Annotated in this window: 20 protein-coding genes; 15 read left to right on the plus strand and 5 right to left on the minus strand. The window is 33.9% G+C overall.

Going from position 1 to position 24990, the window contains the following annotated elements; genetic code table 11:
• Nucleotides 1–5 precede the first annotated feature (5 nt).
• Both rbfA and truB read left to right on the plus strand, forming a co-directional pair.
• Nucleotides 6–383 (plus strand): 30S ribosome-binding factor RbfA, encoded by a 378-nt coding sequence (gene rbfA / locus A9G17_RS11205; RefSeq protein ID WP_039127604.1) that lies wholly within the window; start codon nucleotides 6–8, stop codon nucleotides 381–383.
• Nucleotides 384–453: 70 nt separating this feature from the next.
• Entirely contained in the window at nucleotides 454–1353 is a 900-nt protein-coding gene (gene truB / locus A9G17_RS11210; protein ID WP_141677615.1) for a tRNA pseudouridine(55) synthase TruB, read from the plus strand.
• A 69-nt stretch (nucleotides 1354–1422) separates the two neighbouring features.
• On the opposite strand, the gene A9G17_RS11215 is transcribed toward truB, so the two are convergent.
• Entirely contained in the window at nucleotides 1423–2469 is a 1047-nt protein-coding gene (locus A9G17_RS11215; RefSeq protein WP_065738776.1) for a LacI family DNA-binding transcriptional regulator, read from the minus strand.
• Nucleotides 2470–2763: 294 nt separating this feature from the next.
• Here A9G17_RS11215 and A9G17_RS11220 point away from each other — a divergent pair, with 294 nt between their 5' ends.
• The 3 genes from A9G17_RS11220 to dnaB are packed head-to-tail and all read left to right on the plus strand — an operon-like array spanning nucleotide 2764 to nucleotide 6061.
• Complete coding sequence (locus A9G17_RS11220) at nucleotides 2764–3813, plus strand: aspartate-semialdehyde dehydrogenase (protein ID WP_065738777.1); 1050 nt, start codon at nucleotides 2764–2766, stop codon at nucleotides 3811–3813.
• Nucleotides 3800–4591: a tRNA pseudouridine(38-40) synthase TruA gene (truA, locus tag A9G17_RS11225; RefSeq protein WP_065738778.1), complete on the plus strand. Its 792-nt coding sequence runs from the start codon at nucleotides 3800–3802 to the stop codon at nucleotides 4589–4591. Before A9G17_RS11220 ends, truA begins: the two co-directional genes overlap by 14 nt.
• Nucleotides 4592–4636: 45 nt before the next feature.
• Complete coding sequence (gene dnaB / locus A9G17_RS11230; protein WP_065738779.1) at nucleotides 4637–6061, plus strand: replicative DNA helicase; 1425 nt, start codon at nucleotides 4637–4639, stop codon at nucleotides 6059–6061.
• A gap of 69 nt (nucleotides 6062–6130) precedes the next feature.
• Here dnaB and A9G17_RS11235 read toward each other — a convergent pair whose 3' ends face one another.
• The 4 genes from A9G17_RS11235 to A9G17_RS11250 are packed head-to-tail and all read right to left on the minus strand — an operon-like array spanning nucleotide 6131 to nucleotide 9568.
• Nucleotides 6131–6967, minus strand: a complete 837-nt coding sequence (locus A9G17_RS11235) for a metal ABC transporter permease (protein ID WP_065738780.1) — start codon at nucleotides 6965–6967, stop codon at nucleotides 6131–6133.
• Nucleotides 6964–7833 (minus strand): metal ABC transporter permease, encoded by an 870-nt coding sequence (locus tag A9G17_RS11240; RefSeq protein WP_065739156.1) that lies wholly within the window; start codon nucleotides 7831–7833, stop codon nucleotides 6964–6966. Before A9G17_RS11240 ends, A9G17_RS11235 begins: the two co-directional genes overlap by 4 nt.
• Before the next feature lie 2 nt (nucleotides 7834–7835).
• Nucleotides 7836–8726, minus strand: coding sequence for a manganese/iron ABC transporter ATP-binding protein (locus A9G17_RS11245; protein WP_065738781.1), 891 nt, complete (start codon nucleotides 8724–8726; stop codon nucleotides 7836–7838).
• Nucleotides 8726–9568 (minus strand): metal ABC transporter substrate-binding protein, encoded by an 843-nt coding sequence (locus A9G17_RS11250; RefSeq protein WP_232352536.1) that lies wholly within the window; start codon nucleotides 9566–9568, stop codon nucleotides 8726–8728. Before A9G17_RS11250 ends, A9G17_RS11245 begins: the two co-directional genes overlap by 1 nt.
• Before the next feature lie 1070 nt (nucleotides 9569–10638).
• Between A9G17_RS11250 and tssB the strand changes: the two genes are divergently transcribed.
• The 10 genes from tssB (at nucleotide 10639) to A9G17_RS11300 (ending at nucleotide 24966) form a co-directional block, all read left to right on the plus strand.
• A complete protein-coding gene (gene tssB / locus A9G17_RS11255; RefSeq protein WP_065738783.1) occupies nucleotides 10639–11139 on the plus strand; it encodes a type VI secretion system contractile sheath small subunit in 501 nt (166 codons plus the stop codon).
• Between the two features lie 74 nt (nucleotides 11140–11213).
• Nucleotides 11214–12746, plus strand: coding sequence for a type VI secretion system contractile sheath large subunit (gene tssC, locus A9G17_RS11260; RefSeq protein ID WP_065738784.1), 1533 nt, complete (start codon nucleotides 11214–11216; stop codon nucleotides 12744–12746).
• Nucleotides 12747–12785: 39 nt separating this feature from the next.
• The gene (tssK, locus tag A9G17_RS11265) at nucleotides 12786–14138 is read left to right on the plus strand and encodes a type VI secretion system baseplate subunit TssK (protein ID WP_065738785.1); all 1353 of its coding nucleotides are present in this window, start codon (nucleotides 12786–12788) and stop codon (nucleotides 14136–14138) included.
• Between the two features lie 10 nt (nucleotides 14139–14148).
• The gene (gene tssL / locus A9G17_RS11270; RefSeq protein ID WP_065738786.1) at nucleotides 14149–14814 is read left to right on the plus strand and encodes a type VI secretion system protein TssL, short form; all 666 of its coding nucleotides are present in this window, start codon (nucleotides 14149–14151) and stop codon (nucleotides 14812–14814) included.
• An 11-nt stretch (nucleotides 14815–14825) separates the two neighbouring features.
• Nucleotides 14826–16565, plus strand: coding sequence for an OmpA family protein (locus tag A9G17_RS11275; RefSeq protein ID WP_065738787.1), 1740 nt, complete (start codon nucleotides 14826–14828; stop codon nucleotides 16563–16565).
• 33 nt (nucleotides 16566–16598) lie between these two features.
• Nucleotides 16599–17087 carry an Hcp family type VI secretion system effector gene (locus tag A9G17_RS11280; protein ID WP_065738788.1) on the plus strand — a complete coding sequence of 163 codons (489 nt, stop codon included), beginning with the start codon at nucleotides 16599–16601 and terminating at the stop codon, nucleotides 17085–17087.
• A gap of 87 nt (nucleotides 17088–17174) precedes the next feature.
• On the plus strand, nucleotides 17175–19955 hold the full coding sequence (tssH, locus tag A9G17_RS11285; RefSeq protein ID WP_065738789.1) for a type VI secretion system ATPase TssH: 2781 nt from the start codon (nucleotides 17175–17177) through the stop codon (nucleotides 19953–19955).
• 263 nt (nucleotides 19956–20218) lie between these two features.
• Entirely contained in the window at nucleotides 20219–20485 is a 267-nt protein-coding gene (locus tag A9G17_RS11290) for a PAAR domain-containing protein (protein ID WP_065738790.1), read from the plus strand.
• A gap of 4 nt (nucleotides 20486–20489) precedes the next feature.
• A complete protein-coding gene (locus A9G17_RS11295; protein ID WP_065738791.1) occupies nucleotides 20490–21635 on the plus strand; it encodes a hypothetical protein in 1146 nt (381 codons plus the stop codon).
• Nucleotides 21625–24966 (plus strand): ImcF-related family protein, encoded by a 3342-nt coding sequence (locus A9G17_RS11300; RefSeq protein WP_065738792.1) that lies wholly within the window; start codon nucleotides 21625–21627, stop codon nucleotides 24964–24966. Before A9G17_RS11295 ends, A9G17_RS11300 begins: the two co-directional genes overlap by 11 nt.
• The last annotated feature ends 24 nt before the right edge of the window (nucleotides 24967–24990 follow it).

Here is a 24990-nt window from a genome sequence, read left to right on the forward strand (position 1 = left end):
TAGATATGGCAAAAGCATTTAATCGTTCATCTCGAGTCGGACATGAATTACAAAAAGAAATTGCAATCATCTTGCAACGAGAAATCAAAGATCCTCGTTTAGGTATGGTAACGGTTTCTGGTGTAGATATTTCACGTGATCTTTCATACGCTAAAGTTTTTGTGACTTTTTTAAATGATGAAGATCCACAAGTTATCGAGCAAGGTTTAAAAGTGCTTAACGATGCGAAAGGCTACATTCGTACTTTAATTGGTAAAGCTATGAGCTTACGTATTATTCCTGAGATTAAATTCTTTTACGATGAATCTCTGGTAAAAGGTATGCATATGTCTAATTTAGTAACGAATGTTATTAAGCAAGATAACGAGCGTCATAAAGATTAATTTTACAAATAACTTCTAATTTTTTGTAAAAAAGTTTCAGGTTAACTATACGTTTCAGTATAAAAAGATGATGAATATAAAAAAAACTCGCCGTGATCTTCACGGCGTTTTATTGCTAGATAAACCACAAGGCTTGACGTCAAACGATGCGCTGCAAAAAGTAAAGCGATTGTTTAATGCGAAAAAAGCAGGGCATACCGGAGCGCTTGATCCATTAGCAACGGGTATGTTACCAATTTGCTTTGGTGAAGCGACCAAATTTTCTCAATATTTGTTAGATTCTGATAAGTGTTATCGTGTCATTGCTAAACTTGGTGAACGAACTGATACTTCTGATGCTGATGGTCAAATAGTTAGCACCAAATCAGTTGAGGTAACTGAATCGCAAATCAATGAAGCTTTAACACATTTTCGTGGTGATATTTTACAAGTGCCAACGATGTTTTCAGCGTTAAAATATCAAGGTAAGCCACTTTATGAGTATGCTCGTCAAGGTATTGTAATTGATCGCGAAGCTAGACCTATCACTGTTTATAAAAATGAATTTATTCAATTTGATGTTGAAAAAAACGAATTGACGTTAGAGATACATTGTTCTAAAGGAACTTATATCCGCACGATTGTTGATGATTTGGGTGAACGACTTGGTTGTGGCGCACACGTTATTTATTTAAGACGTTTGCAAGTATCCAACTATCCTATTGAAAATATGGTCACGTTAGAAACATTAGAAGAGATGAACGATAAAGATCAACTCTTAATGCCCGTCGATAGTCCATTACAAGATTGTCCTAAAGTAATACTGACACATGCTCAAGGTGATGATATTTTATTGGGTCGAACGATTGAACTTGATACTAGTAAAACAGTTGAAACATTGGTAAGAATCTATCAAGATGAACAATTTATTGGAGCAGGAATACAACTGTTTAATAAATTATCGCCAAAACGATTAATATCAACTTCATAATATTTAATTATGTTTAAGTGAATGAATTGGCTAAATTGAGTTAAATTAACACAGTATAATTTACTATTTTTAATAAAAAAATGTCTCTGTTTCAATAATATGGTAGCGTTTAGTTGTAGCTAATTCATTTCTTATGTATTGGCAAAGCAAGGTTGCGGCTTCTTGACCCATTTTATACATGGGTTTATTAACACGACTTAGCTTATCTAATTCATTGTATTGCCTATCTGTTGAGTGGCTAAGATAAGTTATTGTAATAGGCTGAGCTAGCTGAGTTTCACTCTCTTTTGCTTGATGTAATGCGCCTAAGATAACACTATAATTTGTTGAAAAAGATTGATAGTTTTGAAATCTTTCATCTAAATAATTTAGATTAACATTATCACAACAGATAATAGCGGTAGGGGGATTGTTACTATTTATTAATTGTTTAATCGCCGCTCTGCCATGTTCATAGGTAAAACAATCTTCGATAAGATAGTCTTTGTTAATGGTAATACTTGCTCTTAGTAAAGCTTGTTTGTAACCTTGTAAAAAAAGTGTTGAACTGATTTTATTGTTATCATTAAATAGCACTGCAATTTTGTTGTGAAAATTATTCAACAAATATTGGGTTATTTGATGTCCAATCATTAAATGATCAAAATGAACACATATAAAGTTTAAGGAAAAGTGATTAACTAACACAATAGGCGGTAAAGCTTTTTTAAAATGCTCAAGTTCTTGCAAATAAGGCGCATCATTAATAACTAAAATGCCAGCAAAGGAATTTTGACTAATATATTTGATTAAATAATGGATGTCTTTTTTTGTTTGATAGGGAAACCGAAAGTAAAAAATTGCAAAACCAGCTTGAGTTAACGTTTCCTCCAAACCGTAGTTAATTAATGTTCTTGTGATAAATTGATTGTCCAACACTAGTATTTTATTACTGCCATTATGATCATTATGTGGTTTAAAATTATTATGAATATCAATGTTGAGCTCCTCAATGGCTTGATAAACTTTAGATTGTGTCATAGGTGAGGTTAAATGTGGTTTTTTTAAAACTCTCGACACGGAAGCAATGGATAAATTGGCTTGTTTAGCAATGGTTGATAATGTTTTTTTTGCCATGATAGATGTTTCTAAATTTGTTTTATAATCGTTTTAATTTTACGATGTTTATTTAATTAGTAACTGAGAAAGATTATTTTTGTCGATCAATGTTCCAAAAAATTTTTTAGAGTTATAAAAAAAATATTAAAAACTGACGTTAAGTTTTTTTAAAAACCTAGTCTAATCAACTCCTTTTATATGAATAATGGTAAAAAGAACAAATGCCAATCGCATGGCGAAATATCTTTTTCCGCTATAATTACGATATAGTGATATAATTACTACTAAACTTTTTTATTTGGGTTATTAAATATGTCTGCATGGAATATTGCGATTGTTGGTGCGACAGGACAAGTAGGTTCTGCGCTAGTTGAATTGTTACAAGAACATTGTGTTCAAACAGACGAAGCACAAACTGATAGTGCGCAAAAACATAATTTTCAGATTGAAAATCTTTATTTAGTTGGAAGTGATAATAGTGCTGGCGAAATTGTGCGCTTTGCGGGTAAAAACTTAACGGTTATTGATAGTGCACAAATGGATTGGAGTCAGTGCCATTTTGCCTTTTTTGTTGCTGGTGCAAAAACGAGTGAAAAATATGCGCAAATAGCGACCGATTCTGGTTGTGTTGTTATTGATGCCAGTGGTTATTTTGCTACTCAAGATCATATTCCATTAATTGTGCCCAAAGTTAACAACAATGTGTTAACTGAATATCGTAATGATAATATTGTTGCAGTGGCAAGTGCGACGGTATGTCAGTTATTGCGTTGTGTGGCATCGCTAACAGATACTGAACTATTAACCAATTTACATGCAACCAGTTTCATTCCTGCATCGCTCTACGGTAAGCCAGGTGTTGATGAACTAGCAGGACAAAGTGCACGTCTACTTAATGGTATGCCAGTTGATAATGAACTGTTTGATAAACAATTGGCTTTTAATTTATTACCAATATCACATGAACGTGATGATGCGACTTTAGGTGAAAAATCACAGATTAACCAAATTCGCAAAGTTCTTAATAATTACGATTTACCTGTTTCGATTGAATCTGTTGTGGTGCCAGTATTTTATGGGCTTTCACAAGCAATAAATGTATCGAGTAGTTTACCTATTGAATTAGATATGGCGCGATTTGGTGAATATGGTGTTGAGGTACAAGAAGGTAACTTACCAACACCAGTTACGGAAGTTAGCGCCGAATCAGAATCTCAATTGACAATAAAATTGTCTAATTTACGGCATAGTTATGGGCATTATGAACAAATTCAATTTTGGTCAGTAGCTGACAATGTTCGCTATTTAGGTGCATTAATGTTGATAGAGACGCTTGAGATCCTAATTAATGACTACCTCTAAAATCGCTTTAGGTATTGAATATGATGGTAGTGGCTATTTTGGTTGGCAACGTCAGCAATCAGTTGATTCTATCCAAGCAAGATTAGAATCAGCATTATCGACTGTCACCAATGAGCCAATAAACCTATTTTGTGCAGGTCGAACCGATGCGGGCGTGCACGCAACAGGACAAGTTGTGCATTTTGAAACCCAAGCTATACGATCTGAAACTGCTTGGACAATGGGGGTCAATGCACATTTACCGATAAATATTGCCGTGCGTTGGTCGCAAGTGGTCGATGATAGCTTTCATGCTCGGTTTAGTGCAACAGCTCGACGTTACCGTTATGTCATTTATAATAACCGTTATCGTCCAGCAATTTTGGCCAAAGGTGTTTCACACTATTATTTGCCTCTGAATGAGGCATTGATGCATCAAGCCGCACAGTATCTATTAGGTGAAAATGATTTTTCATCATTTAGAGCGGCACAATGTCAATCACGAACGCCTTGGCGTAATATTCATCATATTGAAGTAACAAGGCAGGGCGAATATATCATCGTTGATATTAAAGCTAATGCATTTGTTCACCATATGGTTCGCAATATAGTAGGTAGTTTACTTGAAGTTGGCGTAGGCAATAAACCGCCAATATGGATTAATGAACTTCTACAAATAAAAGACAGGACTCAAGCGGCAGCAACCGCTAAACCTGAAGGATTATATTTAGTTCAAGTGGATTATCCAGATGAGTATCAAATACCTAATCTTGCATTAGGGCCATTATTTTTAGCGTAAGTGAATAAGCTTAACGATAAATTAGTTTAAAAAAAGATGAACGTAATGAATACAGATGAAACAAGCTTAAACAGAGATTCTAGAAATCAAGAGTCGAAAAAATCAAATCTACATAATATCAAGATGCCTCCGCATTCAATTGAGGCAGAACAAGCTGTACTTGGTAGTTTGATGCTTGATAATCAACGTTGGGATACCGTTGCTGAAATGATTATGGATCGTGATTTTTATTCGCGCCATCATCAGCTGATTTTTTCAGAAATGCATTCACTGATTAGCAAAGGTACACCGATTGATTTAATCACTTTATCAGAAAGCTTAGAGAGCAAAGATCTATTAACAGATGTGGGTGGATTTGCATACTTAGCTGAGCTTTCTAAAAACACGCCAAGTGCGATTAATGTGGTTGCTTATAGTGAGATTATTCGACAGCAGGCGATTTTGCGTGAATTAATTAGTGCTTCAAATGAAATCGCTGATAACTGTTATGCCACAGAAGGTCGAGACAGTAACGAAATATTAGATTTAGCAGAAAGCAAAATCTTTCAAATTGCTGAAAGTCGAACAAAACAGGGCGAAGGTCCAAAAAGTATCACTGAAGTGCTTGAAGCAACGGTTGCTAAAATAGAAGAACTGTTTCAACGTCCGCATGACGGCGTGACAGGGGTTTCAACGGGTTATATTGATTTAGATAAAAAAACGGCTGGCTTACAACGTTCAGATTTAATTATTATTGCTGCAAGGCCATCAATGGGTAAAACCACATTTGCAATGAATTTATGTGAAAACGCAGCAATGACGCAAGAAAAGCCCGTACTAATATTTAGTTTAGAGATGCCATCAGAGCAAATTATGATGCGTATGCTTGCCTCGTTATCGCGTGTTGATCAAACACGCATCCGAACAGGACAATTGCAAGACGATGATTGGGCAAGAATTTCCAGCACGATGGGATTATTACTTGAAAAGAAAAATATTTATATTGATGATTCTGCAGGTTTAACGCCAATGGAACTGCGATCACGGGCTAGACGTATTTATCGTGAACATAAAGGTTTAAGTATGATCATGGTCGATTACTTACAATTGATGCGTGTACCAAATATTTCTGAAAACCGAACTCTAGAAATTGCCGAAATTTCCCGTTCATTAAAAGCGTTAGCAAAAGAGTTACAAATTCCAGTAGTAGCTTTATCACAGCTAAACCGTAGTTTGGAACAACGAGCGGATAAACGTCCAGTGAATTCAGATTTACGTGAATCGGGCTCTATTGAACAAGATGCTGACGTCATTATGTTTATTTATCGTGATGAAGTTTATAATGAGGCATCTGAACATAAAGGGATTGCTGAAATTATATTAGGTAAACAAAGAAACGGTCCAATTGGTAAAGTTCGGTTAAAGTTCCAAGGTCACTTTTCTCGATTTGATAATTATGCCGATTCCAGTAAATATATGGATGATGAATAATTATACTCAATCACCGAAAATATTAAGCGTGAGTAGCTTTATACTCACGCTTATACCTAATATTTCTCATTAATTCCTTACACTTTGCCTTACTATAAATTGGTAAATCTGTACGCCTAAAAAGATAGTGGCTTGCAAAATTACAATACATGCACTGGTCGAAGCATCTAAATAGAAGCTAATTAGTGTTCCGATAACAGTTGAAAACATCGAAACAATTACTGCTATCAATAGCATCCTTTCAAAACGTTTAGTTAACGAAAATGCAATAATGCCTGGTGCTATCAGCATCGCAATAACCAAAATCACGCCAGCTGTTTTTAAAGAACTGACGATAGTTAGAGCTAAAACACAAAGTAATCCATAATGTAATAATTTTACTGGTAAACCTACAACTTTGGCTTGAACTGGATCGAAGCAATATAATAGTAAATCACGACGCTTGATGATCACTATTGCTGATACTATCCCTGCAATTAAGATAATCTGTTCTAACTCAGCATAACTCGTGCCCAGTACACTACCAAATAGGATATGATTTAAATGTTGTGATGTATCTACTTTTGAAAACAATACTAATCCAAACGCAAACATTCCCGAAAACACAATTCCCATTACTGTATCTTCTTTTATTCGGCTATTTTCTTTAATATAGCCCGTGGCAACCGAGCACAATAATCCCGACGCAAATGCGCCTATGATAATCGGAATTCCTGCTAAAAACGCAAGTACAATGCCTGGTAATACTGCATGTGATATGGCATCTCCCATTAATGACCAGCCTTTTAACACTAAAAAACATGATAGGAGAGCACAAACAATACCTGTGGCTAGTGCCGCTAAAATGGCACGTTGCATAAGAGGCAGTGTAAAAGGATAATAAAGATATTCCAATAAATCTGTCATATATTTGCCCCGTTATTTAGTCGGCTTTGTCTTATTCGTAAACGGTTTGAGATTAAACCTTGTTTTGGTGCAAACAAAAATACTACTATAAAAACCAATGTTTGCAGTGTAACAATAACGCCACCAGTTTCACCATTTAAAAAGTAACTAAACCAAGCACCAATTGCACTGGTTGATGCGCCAATTACTACTGAAATAATTAACAGCCTTGAAAATCGATTTGTTAGCAAATAAGCGGTTGCACCAGGAGTGACGACCATAGCAATAACCAAAATAGCACCAACTGTTTGTAGGGCTGCGACAGTACAAGCACTCAAAATAGTGAAAAAAAGAATTTTTAAATGCAAAGGCTTTAGACCAATTGATCGTGCGTGGATTTCATCAAAAAATACGACTAATAGATCTTTCCAAAAAAGGAGTAACAAAACCAAAGAAACCAAAATAATGATTTGTACCTGCCACATATCACTATCATCAATGCCTAAAATATTCCCAAAAATAATAGTTTGCGCATTAACAGAAGTAGGATTTAGCGAAATAATTAATAATCCAATTGCAAAAAAAGTCGAGAAAATAAAACCGATAATTGCATCTTCTTTTAAGCGTGTTATGGCGCGAATGATAGTTATGGATAACGCTGCAAGTAATCCCGTAAAAAAAGCTCCGACCGAATAAGGTAAACCAAGTGCATAAGCACCCGCTACACCAGGGACAACCGAATGTGATAACGCATCGCCCATTAGGGACCAACCTTTTAACATCAGAAAGGCTGATAAAAAAGCACAAGCTGCGCCAACAATACTACTAACCCAAATGGCTTTAAGCATAAAATCATAGGTAAATGGCTCCAGTAAGAATTCCATTATTGTCATCCTTTTGGTTGATTTGACTGGTCATCAACCAACAAATCTTGGTGTGGAGAATCATCTTTTCCTTCACCATAAAAAATAGCTGCACGTTCATCGTCAGTTAAGATGGATACTTTTCGTGGATCTTCATCTTGGTGTAATTTTTCGCCAGACAAACTCAAATAGCGCAACGCACCACCAAAGGTCGTCATCAAATTTTGAGGGGTAAAGGTAGTTTCGGTTGGTCCAAAAGCCAGTACCGTTTGATTGATTAACACGACTTGATCGCAAAATTCCGGCACACTACCTAAATTATGGGTAGAAACTAAAATAAGATGATTTTCTTTTCGCAGAGCTTTTAACAAATCGATAATGGCATTTTCAGTTTTTACATCAACTCCTGTAAAGGGTTCATCTAGTAACAATACTTTACCTTGCTGCGCTAAAGCTCTTGCTAAAAAAACACGTTTTTTTTGCCCTCCTGATAATTCACCTATTTGACGGTGCTTAAAGTCCAGCATATTCACTCGTTCAAGTGCAATATCAACTTGTTTTTTATCTTCTTTACTTGGTATACGAAAAAAAGACATATGACCATAACGTCCCATCATAACGACATCGGATACCAAAACAGGAAAATCCCAATCAACTTCCTCCGTTTGTGGCACATAGGCTATAATGTTTTGCTTTAATGCTTGAGCAACGGAAATATCATTAAATGTTACTTGCCCACGGGTTGGTCGAATCATACCCATAATACTTTTAAACAAAGTGGATTTTCCACTACCATTCACTCCAACAAGTGCACAAATCGTACCGCCATTAAGGCGAAAACTAGCATCATGAATTGCAGTATGACCATTATTGTATGTTACCGTGATATCATTAACATTTAAGCATATTTGTGTCATTATTTCTCAAATCCTTTAGCTATGGTTTCAACCGTGACTTTTAAAAGATCGATATAGGTTGGAACAGGACCGTCTTTTGTTGAAAGCGAATCAACATAAAGCACACCACCGTATTTAGCGCCCGTTTCTTTGCTAACTTGCTTTGCAGGTTTATCAGAAATTGTACTTTCACTAAAAACAACAGGAATTTTATTCGCTCTGACTAAATCAATAAGATTTTTAACCTGCTTTGGTGTACCTTGTTGTTCAGCATTGATTGGCCATAAGTAGGCTTCTTTTAAATTATAATCGCGAGCTAGATAGCTGAATGCACCCTCACTTGTCACTAACCAACGTTGTGCTTCTGGAATTTTAGCCAAACGCTCACGCAGTGGGGCATCAAGAGCTTTGATTTTAGCAACATAATCCTGCGCATTTTTATTATAGATAGTGGCATTTTTAGGATCATACTTAACAAAGGCTGCACGAATGTTCTCAATATAAGTTAAAGCAAGTGTCGGTGACATCCATGCATGAGGATTTGGATTCCCTTTATAACTACCTTCTTGGATTGGCATCGGTTCGATGCCTTCTGTCACTATAACTGATGGAACATCTTTAATATCTTCAAAAAAACGTTTAAACCAAAGTTCCAAATTAAGTCCATTCCATAAAACTAGATCGGCTGAAAGCGCTTTAGTAATATCTTGAGGGGTCGGATCATATTCGTGTATTTCGGCTCCTACTTTAGTAATTGATTCAACAGTTGCAGCATCTCCCGCAACGTTTTGGGCAATATCTTGAATAACGGTAAATGTGGTAACAACTTTAAATTTTTTTTCTGCTGCTGATGACTCGGACATACCTGTAAGAACGAGCAAAGATGATAGTATTACCGATAGTAGGGTTTTGCGCCGTTTAAAATAATTAAACTTCATTAGCGACTCCTTTTGTTTAATATATAATCAAATTGAAGCACATTATAGAAAATCAGTGAGAGTTTTGATGATTTAAAAAAGTAAAATCCGTTTTACTGATAATTCTTTGGACGTTTAAATTGTTGTTAAATTTTTATTTAAATGTTAATGAGAATTATTATCACCAAATAGATAAAAGTCAAACTTTTTTTCTAAAATTTTTAAAATTGAACAAGTTATTTTTTATAGATATCTTATTGTATATAAAATTTGAATTAAAAGTAGATTGTTCCGTCTATATGAATGATAGATATTATAGAAAAGCATACGTGAAAATATTAACTATTAAACAACATAAAAACTCTATTTATATATAATAACTAAATAATTTATATGATAATAAATGCAAAATCATTTTTTAAGAAAAATAACAATGACTGCATTTATTGTTTTTTAATATATAAGATACTTAGAATTATATTATCGTCTACCTTAACAAATTTCTGAATAAATATTAACCATTCAAAAAAAAGTAAAACTACTTTTTTTAAAAATAGTAGTCAAATTAAAAACTGTTTTTATTAGTAAAAAAACAAATAAATATGGAAAAGTTAATATTACTAATAAGTTTTTATAATTTTTAAATTTATTGTCACAAAATTTATATTTATCAAAAAATGCATACAAATTATTAAGTTACCCCTAAAAGCGGTTATTTTTTAACCTATGACATTTTTGATTGAATGTTCGATTGAATTTTTATCATGTGAAAATTATTTTTTAATAAATAATTTTTCTTATAATTTATTAAAAAAAAACTTAATATTTACAGTAAGTTCCTTAATTTCTAATTTTAATTAAAGGAAATAAGAACTTTTTTTTTAAAAAAAAATTAAATAAAATTATTAATGAAGGTTGTAAATTGATTTTAATTAGTGTAAATTCCAAACAGAAACGAATCAATAATTGATCTCGCCACTAAGGTTTATAAAAAATAGGGAAATAAAGGAATTAAAATGTCTAATAGTTATCAAAATGAAGTACCTGCTGCACGTGTCAATATTCAACTAGACCTTCATACTGGTGGAGCCCAAAAGAAAGTTGAATTACCGTTAAAAATTTTATCTGTTGGTGATTATGGTCGTGGTAAAGATAAACGCACTCTTTCAGAAAAAGAAAAAGTGTCTATCAATAAGAATAATTTTGATGCAGTATTAAAAGACTTTAAACCTGAAGCAAAAATTACCGTTCCTAATACGCTTGCTGATGATGGTAGTGATGTAAATGTCGATCTCTCTTTTGAATCAATGAATGATTTCTCTCCAGAACAAGTCGCTAAGAAAATCCCTCAGTTACGATCTTTGCTTGCAATGCGTAATTTACTAAGAGATTTGAAATCTAATTTGCTCGATAACGCAACATTTCGTTATGAACTTGAAAAAATTGTTAAGGATGAACAATTATCTGATGAGCTACGAGCTGAATTAGAAGCAATTGTATCTGAAAGTACGAAATAGTTTTTTTATAAGAATTAGTTAAAAAATTAATAACAATTTAGTTTCTTAAAGATAAGTATTACGAGAGAACAACAATGGAACAAAAGCAAGAGAATAAAGCTACTGTAGAGACAGTTACACAAGAAACAGGAAGTGTTTACCAATCTTTATTTGATAAAATAAATCTAAATACAATTAAAAAAGTAAATGATATCGATAAATATGAAGATAATGAGGTTTTGTTTGAAACTTCACAAGATGAACGAGTTACAATGGCTGTTAATATACTACTTCAGTTAATACAAGGTTCATCTCAAAAAATAGAAAAGTTAGATAAGCATTTACTTGATTATCATATCAGCCAAATAGACCAAAAAATAAGTCGCCAACTTGATGTTGTGATGCATAATAAAACCTTTCAAGAAATTGAATCAACGTGGCGTGGTCTAAAATTTTTAGTTGATCGTACTGATTTCCGTCGAAATGTAAAAATTGAACTGTTAGATATATCTAAAGAGGATCTTCGTCAAGATTTTGAGGATGCTCCAGAAATTTCTCAATCAGGTTTTTACAGACACACTTATATTCAGGAATATGATACACCAGGCGGCGAACCAATTGGTGTAACCATTTCAAATTATGAATTTGATCGTAGCTCTCAGGATATCGCTTTATTACGTAATATTTCTAAGGTTGCTGCCTCAGCTCATATGCCATTTGTTGGTTCTGCCGGACCAAAATTCTTTGGTAAAGAAACCATGGAAGAAGTTGCAGCAATCAAAGATATTGGAAATTACTTTGACCGTGCGGAATATACAAAATGGAACAGTTTCCGAGAAACTGATGACTCACGTTATGTTGGATTAACTTTACCTCGTGTATTAGCACGTTTACCATATGGACCTGAAACTGTTCCAGTTCGTAGTTTTAACTATGTTGAAGATGTTAAAGGTCTTGACCATGATCGTTATCTTTGGGCTAATGCATCTTATGCTTTTGCTGCAAATATGGCACAAAGCTTTGTTCGTAATGGCTGGTGTGTTCAAATTCGTGGTCCACAAGCTGGGGGCTTAGTAGAAGATCTGCCAATTCATCTTTATGATTTAGGGACAGGTAATCAAGTTAAAATTCCAACGGAAGTTCTTATTCCAGAAACTCGTGAGTTTGAATTTGCTAATTTAGGCTTTATACCATTATCTTTTTATAAAAACAGAGATTATGCATGTTTCTTTTCTGCTAATTCAACACAAAAACCAGCGCTTTATGATACTAAAGAAGCAACTGCAAATAGTCGCATTAATTCTCGTTTACCTTATATTTTCTTATTATCACGTATAGCTCATTATCTTAAAGTTATTCAACGTGAAAATATTGGTGCAACTAAAGATCGTCGAGTACTTGAACTTGAACTTAACAGATGGATTAGTAATCTTGTTACAGAAATGACCGATCCAAGTGATGAAGTTCAAGCATCGCACCCATTACGTGAAGCGAAAGTAATTGTTGAAGACATTGAAGATAATCCAGGCTTTTTCCGTGTTAAAACATTTTTAGTTCCTCATTTCCAAATAGAAGGAATGGATATTAATTTATCAATGGTTTCACAAATGCCAAAAGCTAAAAATTAATATCGATTTTATAGGAAAAAAACTGGAGTCTTAGGGTAAATGAAAATTTTTCGTCCTTTATGGAATGAAGGCGTCTTTTTGACGCCTCAGCAATTCCAGCAACAAGAATTATGGCGGCAATACTCCTCACAAAATTTAATGGCTATGTTAGTAGCTAATCCGTGGGGAGTTGAGAAAATAAATATTGATACGCAATCACTTTCAATTGATCGTCTTAAAGCTGAATCGATCAGTATTCGGTTTAATGATGGCGTGGTTGTTGACACTGATATTGCTGATAATTTGCCAGAAGCAAGAATGTTGAACACAGATATTCCAGTTGAACTCAATGAAGTCACTGTTTTAATCGGAATTCCATTATTAAATGCTAATGGTGGTAACTGTTTACAAGATAATCAACGTTTAGAAAGACCGCTTCGTTATCGAAAAGAGTGGGTTGAAGTACCTGATCTTTTTGGTCAAAACTCTGAAACAATTGCAGTTGAACGTTATGCATTGACCTTTTTATTTGATTTTGAAGATAATAGTGATTATGTAACCTGTCCAGTTGCTCGTTTAAAACGTGATCTTAATGGTCGATTTGTTTTAGATTTACAATACATTCCGCCAATATTGAATCTTTTGACACAAAGCGGATCATTATTAAAAGAGCTAGATCTTTTATGTATTCAAATTCAAGCAAAACGCCAGCATTTACTTGGTATGCGCCATGAACGTAATCAGCAAATTGCTGAATTTGCAACTGCGGATGTTTCTTTATTTTGGCTCCTTAATGCATTGAGTTCATTTGAACCTCAGCTTAAATTTTTACGTGATAATCCAACAATTCATCCTGAACGTCTTTATCAAACTTTAACAGCGTTTACAGGTTCTTTGTTGACTTTTTCATTAGCAAATAGTGTTAATGATATTCCTAGTTATCAACATGATAAGCTTAATGAGGTTTTCCCTCCGCTTTTTGAGTTAGTGCGTAATTTATTAGAAGAAAGCTTACCTTCACGCGTCATTAAAATTGATTTGGTTCATGATCAAGATACCTTGTGGACAGGTCGGTTGAATGATTCACGCCTTGTTGAGGATGCAGATTTTTATCTTTCAGTTCGCTCTAGTATGCCAGGACATCAACTACTTTCACAATTTCCAATATTGTGTAAAGCAGGGGCGCCAGATGATGTTAGACAAATTATACATTCAGCACTTTCAGGTATTCCGATCAAAGCATTAAATCATGTACCAGCAGCAATACCTTTACGTTTAGAGAATCAATATTTTGCTCTGGATTTGTCTCATAGTGCAGCAAAAAATATGTTGCTTGCCAGATGTTGTGAATTTTATGTTCCAAGGGCAATGCCAGATATTTCATTAGAACTTTTCGCAGTAATGCGATCATAGGGTTAAGGTAATGAATACAGAACCAAAAAAAATTATTATCGATGAATTATTGCGTGACTCAATATTAGTGGTTGTAGAACTAAAGGCAAAAGCAAAAATTCCTTCAGGGCATAAACTATATGAACATTGTAAAGAACAAATCAAGAATGTTCGTGATACTTTATATAATGCGCAATATAAACAAGACATTATAGATGATATTAGTTATGCATTATGTGCTTTATTAGATGAAACAGTTTTGCTTTATCAAAAAGACAATCCAAGTGATCAAGGCTATGATGAATGGCTAGGTGAACCGCTCCAAGTCATCTATTTTAATACTAATAATGCAGGTTATGACTTATTTGAAAAAATTCGTGGTCGTTTAAAAGATGATAAAAAAGAAGAAATTGTTTTAAGTTGCTTTGATAGAGTATTAGGGCTAGGTTTCCAAGGATGTTATTTAGGAAAAGCTCAAATGGAAAGAGAACATCTTATGTTAGCACTTCGAGAAGCATTACGTGAATCAGAACCAGAGCAGAATCATCCTATTATTGAACAAGCTCAGGATCATCGTTATTGGGGACGAAAGACTTTACTTTTATCTTTAACTGCATTGTCTTTTATTTGCGTGGTAGCACTATACTTTATCTTAAATAATCAACTTGATAATTTAATTGATTCGCTTATTGGTTAAAAAGAGGTGTTATGAGCGATTATCCTAAGCGTATTCAGATTATTTATGCTGCTGTTTTAAGTCTATTATTGTTATTTGTTTTTTTGCCAATAACAATGGGATGGCAAATTATAGGATCAGTTTTAGTGGTAGTGATAGCCACGGCCATATTATGGCGTATGAAGCACTATAGAAAAGTACTTGCTTCATCGACTACTAATATTGCTTTTTTAACTGAGAAACTTGATTTGCTACCTGCAAAGCAGCGTTATCGTTTGCCTATTTTATTAGTAACAGGCAGTGGTGCAAAAGATTTTTTCCCTGATGATTTATCTTTAGCACAATCGAATATTTTAGTTTCTTCTGAAGCCGTTTGGATCTATGTTGATGAATATTCACACTTGCCAATAGTCTATGATTCATTAATAGCTAAATGGCCTGATATGATTGGCAGGGTAGGTATTTTTTTAGCTTTGACGCCAGAAATCGAAGATAAACAAGGTATTTTTATTGCAAAATTGCAAGCTTTTCGTCAATCTTGGGTTGATACTAGCAAAATAGCTAAATATTCGTTACCTGTTTACATATCGGTACATATTGGATTTAATGATTTAATTTTTGATGAATTTGAATCCATTCCTGTTCAATGGTTTCAACTTAAAAACCAAAAATTAAACTTGCTTGATCGTTATTTATCTCCATTAAGTAATTGGGTGAATGATATTAAAATTTCACCTAAAGAAAGAGAACGTCGTTTAAGTCTTCAAGCTTTTTTAAATGAAACTAAAGATTGGATTGAAAAAGTTGTTTTATCAACATTAGCGGATCCTAAACAACCCATAGCGAAATGTATGCCAGCTGCTGCAGCTATTTATCCTGTTAATCAAGAGACTACTACTAATAATATAATACAAACGCAATGGGAAAATCTTACAACTATGAGACTCCCTAATACTCGAAAAATTCAAGAAAACGTCAGTCCTCCAGATGATTTAGTAAAGTTTATGCCTATTGCATATCCATTTTCACCTATCAGTTCAATGATCTGTGGATTACTTGTTATAACGTCCTTATTTACTATGGGATGTTTAGGGGCATCATTTAAAAATAATATAAAACTTGCTAAGCAAGTGGAAAGCGATATTGATTTTTATAATTCCATTGCTATGGATAATTATGATGAGAAACTTAAAGCATTAGAAATTTTGAAAAACGATAGAATAATGTTGAATAAGTATTTTTCACAAGGCGAACCTGTACGCTTAGGTGTAGGATTATACCATGGGCAACAACTCATAGAACCATTAAATATTGCCATTAGTAAATATGTTGCGAAACCACCAGAAGTGATAGAACCACCTCAAGTAGTAATTCCAGTGGTAATACGTTTAGATAGTTTATCATTATTTGAAACAGGTCAATCAAATTTAAAGCCAGATTCGACCAAAATACTGATCAATGCTTTAGTTGAAATGCAAAAACAAATAAAAAGTAATCAGGAAACAGGGTGGCTCATCTTAATTGGCGGACATACTGATTCCACAGGTAGTGAGGACAAAAATATACAATTGTCTTTAGATCGTGCTATTTCAGTTAGAAATTGGTTCATGAAAACAAGCGATATGCCTGAAACCTGTTTTGCCATACAAGGGTATGGCTCAAAAAAACCGTTGGTTGATAACGATACTGCAGAGAATCGTGCCAAAAATCGACGTGTGGAAATAAGCTTAGTTCCTCAAATGTCAAATTGTTTTTTGACACAAGAAAACTAAGGGATTTAACTAAAACAAAAAAGGAGTAAAACAATGGCTGTTCCAGCATATATGTTTTTAAAAGATGACGGCGGCGCGGAAATTAAGGGATCTGTAACCGTGTTTGGCCGTGAAGGTAGTGTAGAAGTTGTTGAGTTTGATCACAAAGTGTACATCCCAACAGATGGTAACACTGGTAAATTAACTGGTACACGTGTTCATAAAGCACTTGAGTTTGTTAAAGAAGTTGATGCCTCATCACCTTATCTTTACAAAGCAGTTACCACTGGTCAGAACTTAAAATCAGTTGAGATCAAATGGTACAAAATTAACGATGCTGGTCAAGAAATTGAGTATTTTAATACGTTAATGGATGGTGTAAAAGTTGTATCTGTTAAACCAGAAATGCACAATATCAAAGACCCAACAAAAGAACAATACAATCATTTAGAGCGTGTTGAACTTCGTTATGAAAAAATTACTTGGACTTATAAAGATGGCAACATCATTCACTCAGATAGCTGGGTAGAAAGTCGAGCGTAATTTAATATTTGCTGGCCCTTTCTGACTTAAGGGTCAGCATCTTTGGAAGTAAAGATTAGAGATCAATATATACAAAAAGGAATAGTAATGATTGCCGATCCATCTGTTTTATTAAGACGACTGAACCCTTACTGTGCAAAATCACTTGAGTCAGCCGCAGAGTTATGTCAAACCCGCGCTCATACTGAAATCACACTTGAACATTGGTTGTTAAAACTATTAGAGCAAGGATCTGGTGATATTACAATCATAGCAAGGCATTATCAACTTGATATGGATAAAATTTGGCAAGGCATCCTAAATTTCCTTGATGCATTACCGCATACCATTAATAATAAACCTAGTTTATCATCATCACTTATTGCTGTATTGCAAGCTGCATGGTTAAAAGCGTCATTAGAAGATCATGAAGAAACAATTCGATCTCTTCATATCCTACAGGTTTTACAAGAAATGCCACAATGCTTAAAAGCACAAGATGCATGGCAACTTCTTAGTTTAACACCTGTTTCTTTAAAGAAACTCCGTCCAAAATTAGATGAACTATCTGATGAAAGTCCTTTTAATGATTCAAATGATGGTTTACAAAATGACCTGCAAAATTTAGGTGATCATTCTCGAATAACTCAAGCTGAAAGTGAAAAAGAAGATAATAAAGCTCTTCAGCAAAAACATCATCAAGCAGTATTAAGTCGATTTACTGAAGATGTCACAGAAAAAGCCAAAGCAGGTAAAATCGATCCTGTATTAGGTCGTGATAAAGAAATTAGGCAGATGGTTGATATTTTATCCCGTCGCCGAAAAAATAATCCAATTTTAGTGGGTGAGCCAGGTGTAGGTAAAACTGCTTTAGTTGAAGGGTTAGCATTACGAATAGCAGAAGGTAATATACCAAATAATCTTAAAGATGTGAGCATATTAACCCTTGATTTAGGTTTATTGCAAGCGGGTGCCGGTGTAAAAGGTGAATTTGAACAAAGACTTAAAAACGTTATCGATGCTGTGCAGCAATCACAAAACCCAATTCTGCTGTTTATTGATGAAGCTCATACCATTATTGGTGCAGGAAATTCAGCAGGCGGTGCAGATGCGGCAAATTTATTAAAGCCAGCATTAGCTCGTGGAGAATTAAGAACCATTGCGGCTACAACATGGTCAGAATACAAACAATATTTTGAAAAAGATGCTGCACTTGAACGTCGTTTTCAAATGGTTAAAGCTGATGAGCCTGATGATGAAAAAGCTTGTCTTATGTTGCGTGGATTAAAATCACGATATGCGATTCATCATGGTGTTCACATTTTAGATGAGGCAGTAAAAACAGCTGTATCATTATCTCGTCGTTATATTAGCGGTCGTCAACTTCCAGATAAAGCAGTTGATCTTTTAGATACAGCTTCAGCTAGAGTAAGAATGGGTCTTGATACCATACCTGAGTCGATCATTGAACTTGAAGCAAAAATTGCATCATTAACAATCGAAAAAGTAGCGATTGAAGACGATTTATTATTAAGTGAAAACAATTCATCCGAACGCATAACTGAAATTAATAAGCAATTAGATGATCTACAGAAACGATTAGTCATCGAGCAAAATCAGTTTGAAGAAGAAAAGAAAATCATTGAAGAACTTATTGAACTGAGAAAACAATTAACGACTACGCCAGATCCAAAATTGTCAAAACAGTTGACTGATACACAAGAAAAGTTAAATAAATTGCAAGGAAATAGACCTTTATTATCCCTTGATGTTGATAGTCGAGTCGTTTCTTCTGTTATTGCTGATTGGACAGGTGTTCCTTTAGAAAGCTTATTAAAGGATGAACAAAGTCATCTTATGGCACTTGAGGATGATTTACGCAAACGAATTGTCGGTCAGGCTAATGCTTTATTTGAGTTAGCAAAACGTATTCGGGCCACTAAAACAGGACTGACTTCAGAAGATGCACCTATGGGGGTATTTTTATTAGTTGGTCCGTCTGGAGTGGGTAAAACTGAAACGGCATTAGCACTTGCAGACACATTATTTGGTGGTGAGCAATCACTTGTAACTATTAATATGTCTGAATATCAAGAACCCCATACAGTATCTCAACTTAAAGGTTCTCCTCCAGGCTATGTTGGTTATGGTCAAGGTGGTGTATTAACCGAAGCAGTCAGAAAACGACCTTACAGTGTAGTGTTATTAGATGAGATTGAAAAAGCCCATCGTGATGTACTTAATTTATTCTATCAAGTTTTTGATCGTGGATTTATGCGAGACGGAGAAGGTCGTGAAATCGATTTTCGTAATACCTTAATACTCATGACATCTAATTTAGGTAATGATGAATTAATGGCTCTATTTGATCAGATGCCAGATGCTGATACGGCTACTCAGCATGAGTTACTACGACCAATCATTCGAGAACATTTCCAACCAGCACTATTGGCCCGTTTCCAAACGGTTATTTATACACCGTTATCGGACAAAGCATTACAGCAGATAGTCAAAATGAAATTGGATAAGGTTGCTTCACGAATACAAAAACATTACAAAATTGACTTTAAAGTTAGTGAGCAATTATACGATCAACTTGCTTCTTCTTGTTTGTTACCTGATACAGGGGCTCGTAATATTGATAGTATTTTAAATCAACAAATTTTGCCTGCAATCTCAAATTTATTATTACAAAGAAAGAACAATAGTAATGGGAAAGCTTCAACATTATTACTTGATTTTAGCGAAACGGAAGGAATTGTTCTCGAATTAATTGATGATTCAATAAAACAAAATTCTGAGAAAGCAAAAAGTAAATCCGTAAAAGATAAAACAAAAACTACAAAAACTAAGGAAAAACAACAAAAAAAATCAGATGAAATTGATTAATAACATGATGTTTTTTAAATGAGATAAACTGATCAATTTGTATAAAAACTTATTGGTCAGTTTTAAATAAAATTAAAATAGACAAAGATAATATTTATTATTAATCATAGTGATTATAGTACAAGTATTGATGAAAGATCTTAAATTACTATCAATACTTAAGGTCGTTTGCAATATGATTAATTTGAATACTGAAAAATTGTGGGTTTAAAAACATCGTATAACGAGCATTCTTATTTGAGAATTTAAGTAAGGGATAAATAATGGGAAAAAACGTGGTTCGATTGGGTGATCCTACAACTCATGGTGGGACGGTTATTTCTGTTTCTTCAACAATGATTGTAGAAGGGAGACCTGCAGCTCTATTAGGTGATCTGGTTAGCTGTCCTAAGAAAGGACATGGAGTAAATAAAATTATTGAAGCTTCAACGACTTGTTTTTCAGATGGTAAACCAGTTGTCGTGGATCAATGTACATGTGAATGTGGTTGTAAAGTGATTTCAACACTAAGTACATCGGAGATTGAATAATATTATGTCTTGGCCTAAACCTAAGGTACTAAATCCATTAAAACCACCATTAAAATTACATCGCGGCAGATGGTATTTGTTTTTTATAGTTCTGGGTATTATCACAACTATTTTGCTTATTTTAATCTGGCCGAATGAAAACTATGGTTCACAGTGGATATTTTGGATGTTTGCTACAATTATTCCAACAATAATTACTGGGATTGCTATCAGTATACGATTATATTTATATGGTTTGGCTCAGGAAGAATATGAAATTTGGCAGTTAGAACAGAAAAACATTGAAGAAAATTGGAAAGATTGGGCGATGAAATCTTTAGTAATTCTTGATAGCTATTATATTTTGCCTAATCACCTCACCGTACAAGACATCTTAAGTAACAGTGAGAATATACCAACAGAAGTCAATAAATCGTTAGAGTTTGGTGACGAGTTTAATATTAACATATATCTTGAAGAAGTTTTTTTATCTTTACGTAAATTGTTACTTGATTTACCGGAAAAAGAAATAATTAACATCACTATTTATACATCATTTGAATCAAATGTTCTTTTAAAAGAAGATATTAATAAAGCTTATCAAATGGCACAATTGCCATGGAAATATAAGTTAACACAGCATATATCAGATAATATTGATCTTGAAATAATACAAGAAATGATAGATGACTCACAAACAAGTCTTCAACTTGTCATTATCAATAATACCATTTCATCGAACTCGGCATTTTTGTGTGCTTTTTTAGCAACAAGCAAACAATATTATCAAGATTTGGGAATAAATAATGCGAAAGTTGAAATCTTGAGACCCATGATAGCAACTGAACTTGATAATGCTATTATCCAAATGATAGATATGCAACATGCAATAAAACAAGTAAAACAACTTTGGTTTGCTAATATGGATAATAAACAACAAACAGAAATTACAACACTATTAGCAGATCAAAAAATTTCCCCGACCAATTTAGTTAAATTAGACAGTCTTATTGGGAATCATACTGTGTTAAGTTTTTGGCTTTCTTTGGCGATGGGATATGAAATGGTTATGCTCACTAACCAAAATAATCTTATGACTGCATATAGTCATAACAAATGGTTACTTTCAATTTTGACGAGTAGTACGTCGGGAGTCGTAAATGAAAAATAAATGGAAACTGATTGGATTAATTTTCATTATATTATTAGGAGCACTAATTCTAGCTGCAGGACTTTTTTTCTGGGGAGCGGGTTTAGGTTATGTAACAACAGGACAGAAATTTTCAATATGGTTACAAGCAATGCTTTTATTGCTTGGCTTATTGTTAACGCCTGTTATTATTACTAATAATCGTAAAATATGGGCTAAAGATAAAGCTAAGCGTGAATCTTTGAATCCTACCGAAAAGAAACCCGTAAAAAAAGTTATTACATTTCCTGAATTTTCAGAAATAAACAATCAGTGCAAATCCCGTTACGGTCTGTTTTGGCGATATAAAGTTCGAAAATGTTTGGTTATTGGGACATCATCTGATGTAGAAACATTATTCCCTAATCTACAACAAGCTAAATGGCAGTTAAGTGGTCAAACATTAATGGTTTATGGCGGAGATGTTTCAAGTGAAGTCAATATTCCTTGGATGAAACTATTAAAGAAACATTTCTCACGTTATTTACCATTTTATCATAAACCGTTAGATGCAATCATTTGGGCTGTTTCAAAAAATTATCTTGATAATACTCGACAACAACAAGTTTTAATTGAAAAAACTATATTGCAACTAAGATCCCGCGATAAAATTTTAAGATGGTCTGCTCCGCTTTATTTAGTATCAGGACAAACAAGTGAATGGTCACAAGAAGGAAGAATTGAACAAAGCGTTGGGATAACGTTTTCTTCTTCTAAAAATAGCATCATTGACTCTGCGGAATTATCGCTAAAACAATTGGCAACTGAATGTTGTCAACGAGGTATACAACAGGTAAAAGAAAACTCTCATTATGCCTATTTGCTTCAGTTAAGCCAGAATCTAGTCAAAAACGATATTGATAAGATTAAACGATATTTGACCTCATTGATTTCACTGCGTTATGCTCCAAACCTTCGTGGACTATTTTTTATGCCTCATCAGTCATCGAGGCCAACGGAAGAACAAGAATTTTATGATTTAAATTATTTTTTTATGACACCAACTTGGCAGTCGATCATTGATGATGCAAAAACAAACGTAGGGCGAAGACTTGGATTAAATTGGGGAGCAATTTCTTGTTATGTTTTATTTGTATCTATGCTCATGACAGGATGTGCAATGCTCACATCATATTTCCGAAACGAATCATTGATCGAAGATAGTATTAAACTTGCTAAAAATGCTGATGAATCTGCTACTAAAGATTATACATCAAGATTACAAATTCAATATCAATTACAACAAAGATTAGAACAATTATTGTTTCGTGAACAAAATGGGGCGCCGTTATCTTATCGGTTTGGTTTAAATCATGATGGTAAATTATTAAAAAAATTGTGGTCAAGTTATTACACAACAAACTTACGTAATATTGTTGTTCCATTTAAAGATATAATGACCGATTATTTAGAGTTATTAACGCAATTACCTCCCGATGATCCTCACCGAGACGAATTAGTTGAATCAGCATATGATGTATTGAAAGTATACTTAATGATGAGTCGCGCTGATAAAAGTGATGGGGACTATTTAAGTCAATTTGCAACTAAAAAATGGAATGCGCCGAAAGATGTTAGTGATGGTAATTGGCAAAGATTAATGCCTGATCTGGTTCGTTTTTGGGGACAATCATTAAATCTTAATCCTAAGTGGGCACAAAAAGAAGATGTATCATTAGTAAAAAATGCTCGCCAAATATTAATTAATAAAATTGGTGCACAAAATGCGGTGAACTCAATTTATAAAGGGATGATCCAACGAGCTAGCCAGAATTACGCAGATCAAAGTTTGAGTCAATTACTTGATGGATTTGATAATCATTTACTATTTTTTAGTAAGGATGATCTACCTGGTATTTACACACGAAAAGCCTGGGAAAATACCATTAAGCAGGAAATAAATGAAGTCTCTAAACTCCGCCAAGAACAAATTGATTGGGTTTTAAGTGATGGAGGTAATTCATTACCTAAATCGATTTCGTCTGAATCATTAAAAAAACAACTTACCGAACTATATTTTAGTGAATATGGTGCTGCATGGTTGAACTTTTTAAATGCTATAGAATGGCGTCAATCTGACAATGTATCAGATGTTATTGAACAATTAACAATACTTGCTGATACTAGACAATCTCCTTTAGTCGCATTAGTAAACGCAATTAAGTACCAATCAGAGGTAGCTTATAGTGAAGATGGTTTATCTAGTAATATATTACGTTCAGCTAAAGAGCTTATTAACAACAACAAATCATCAACTGGAATGTCTAAAAAGAACAATGAAGCAACAGGTCCTTTAACAGAAACATTCGCGCCTATTGTTAGTTTGTTAAGAAATGATAATGCCAATGGTCTATCTTTAGAGACCTATTTATCGCGTATCACTCAAGTGCGATTGAAATTGCAAAATATAACTAATAGTGCCGAACCACAAACTATGATGCAAGAACTAGCTAAAAGTGTATTTAAAGGCACTTCGGTTGATTTAACTGAAACCCGAGATTATGGTAATTTAATTGCTGCTAACTTAGGAAAAGAGTGGTCAGGATTTAGTTATAGTTTATTCAAAAAACCATTAGAACAATCATGGCAAGTAGTATTAACACCAGCAACAGAAAGTTTTAATGATATTTGGCAAAACTATGTTGTCAGTCAGTGGAAAAAATCCTTTGCTGGTCGCTATCCATTTAAAAATAGTGAAAATGAAGCCTCTTTACCTGAATTAGCTCGTTTTATTCGAGCTGATACTGGTATTATAGATAAATTTATTACTAGTGAATTAAATGGTGTATTAGATAAAAAAGGTGGAATGTGGGTTGTAAATAATGTTAATGCCCAAGGACTTAATTTTTCTCCTAAATTTCTTGAAGCATTAAACTTATTTAATCAACTTTCTGCAGAAGTTCTTGAGACAGGTGATGTATCCTTATCATTCGATCTAATGCCTCGCACAGGAGGAAGTACCTCTAAAACAGAATTAATAATTAATAAGCAGAAACTTGAATATTTCAATCAAGTACCTAATTGGCAGCGTTTTAATTGGCCAGGTGATGGATATGCACCATATTCACAGCTCAGTTGGAGTAGTAATCATTCAGGCTTAAGATTATATCAATACTATAATGGTGATTGGGCATGGATAAGATTACTTGAATCAGCATCAATTAAACCGTTAGATTCCAGTCGATATGAATTGGTTTGGGAAGCTAAAGACGGTAATAAACTTAGATATGTTTTAAGAACACAACTAGGCGGTGGACCACTAACGTTATTGAAATTACGCAATTTTACTTTACCACAAAACGTATTTGAATAATGTTAAATTAATATCGGATACTGG

Source organism: Gilliamella sp. wkB7, assembly GCF_001693435.1.
Classification (GTDB): domain Bacteria; phylum Pseudomonadota; class Gammaproteobacteria; order Enterobacterales; family Orbaceae; genus Gilliamella; species Gilliamella apicola_N.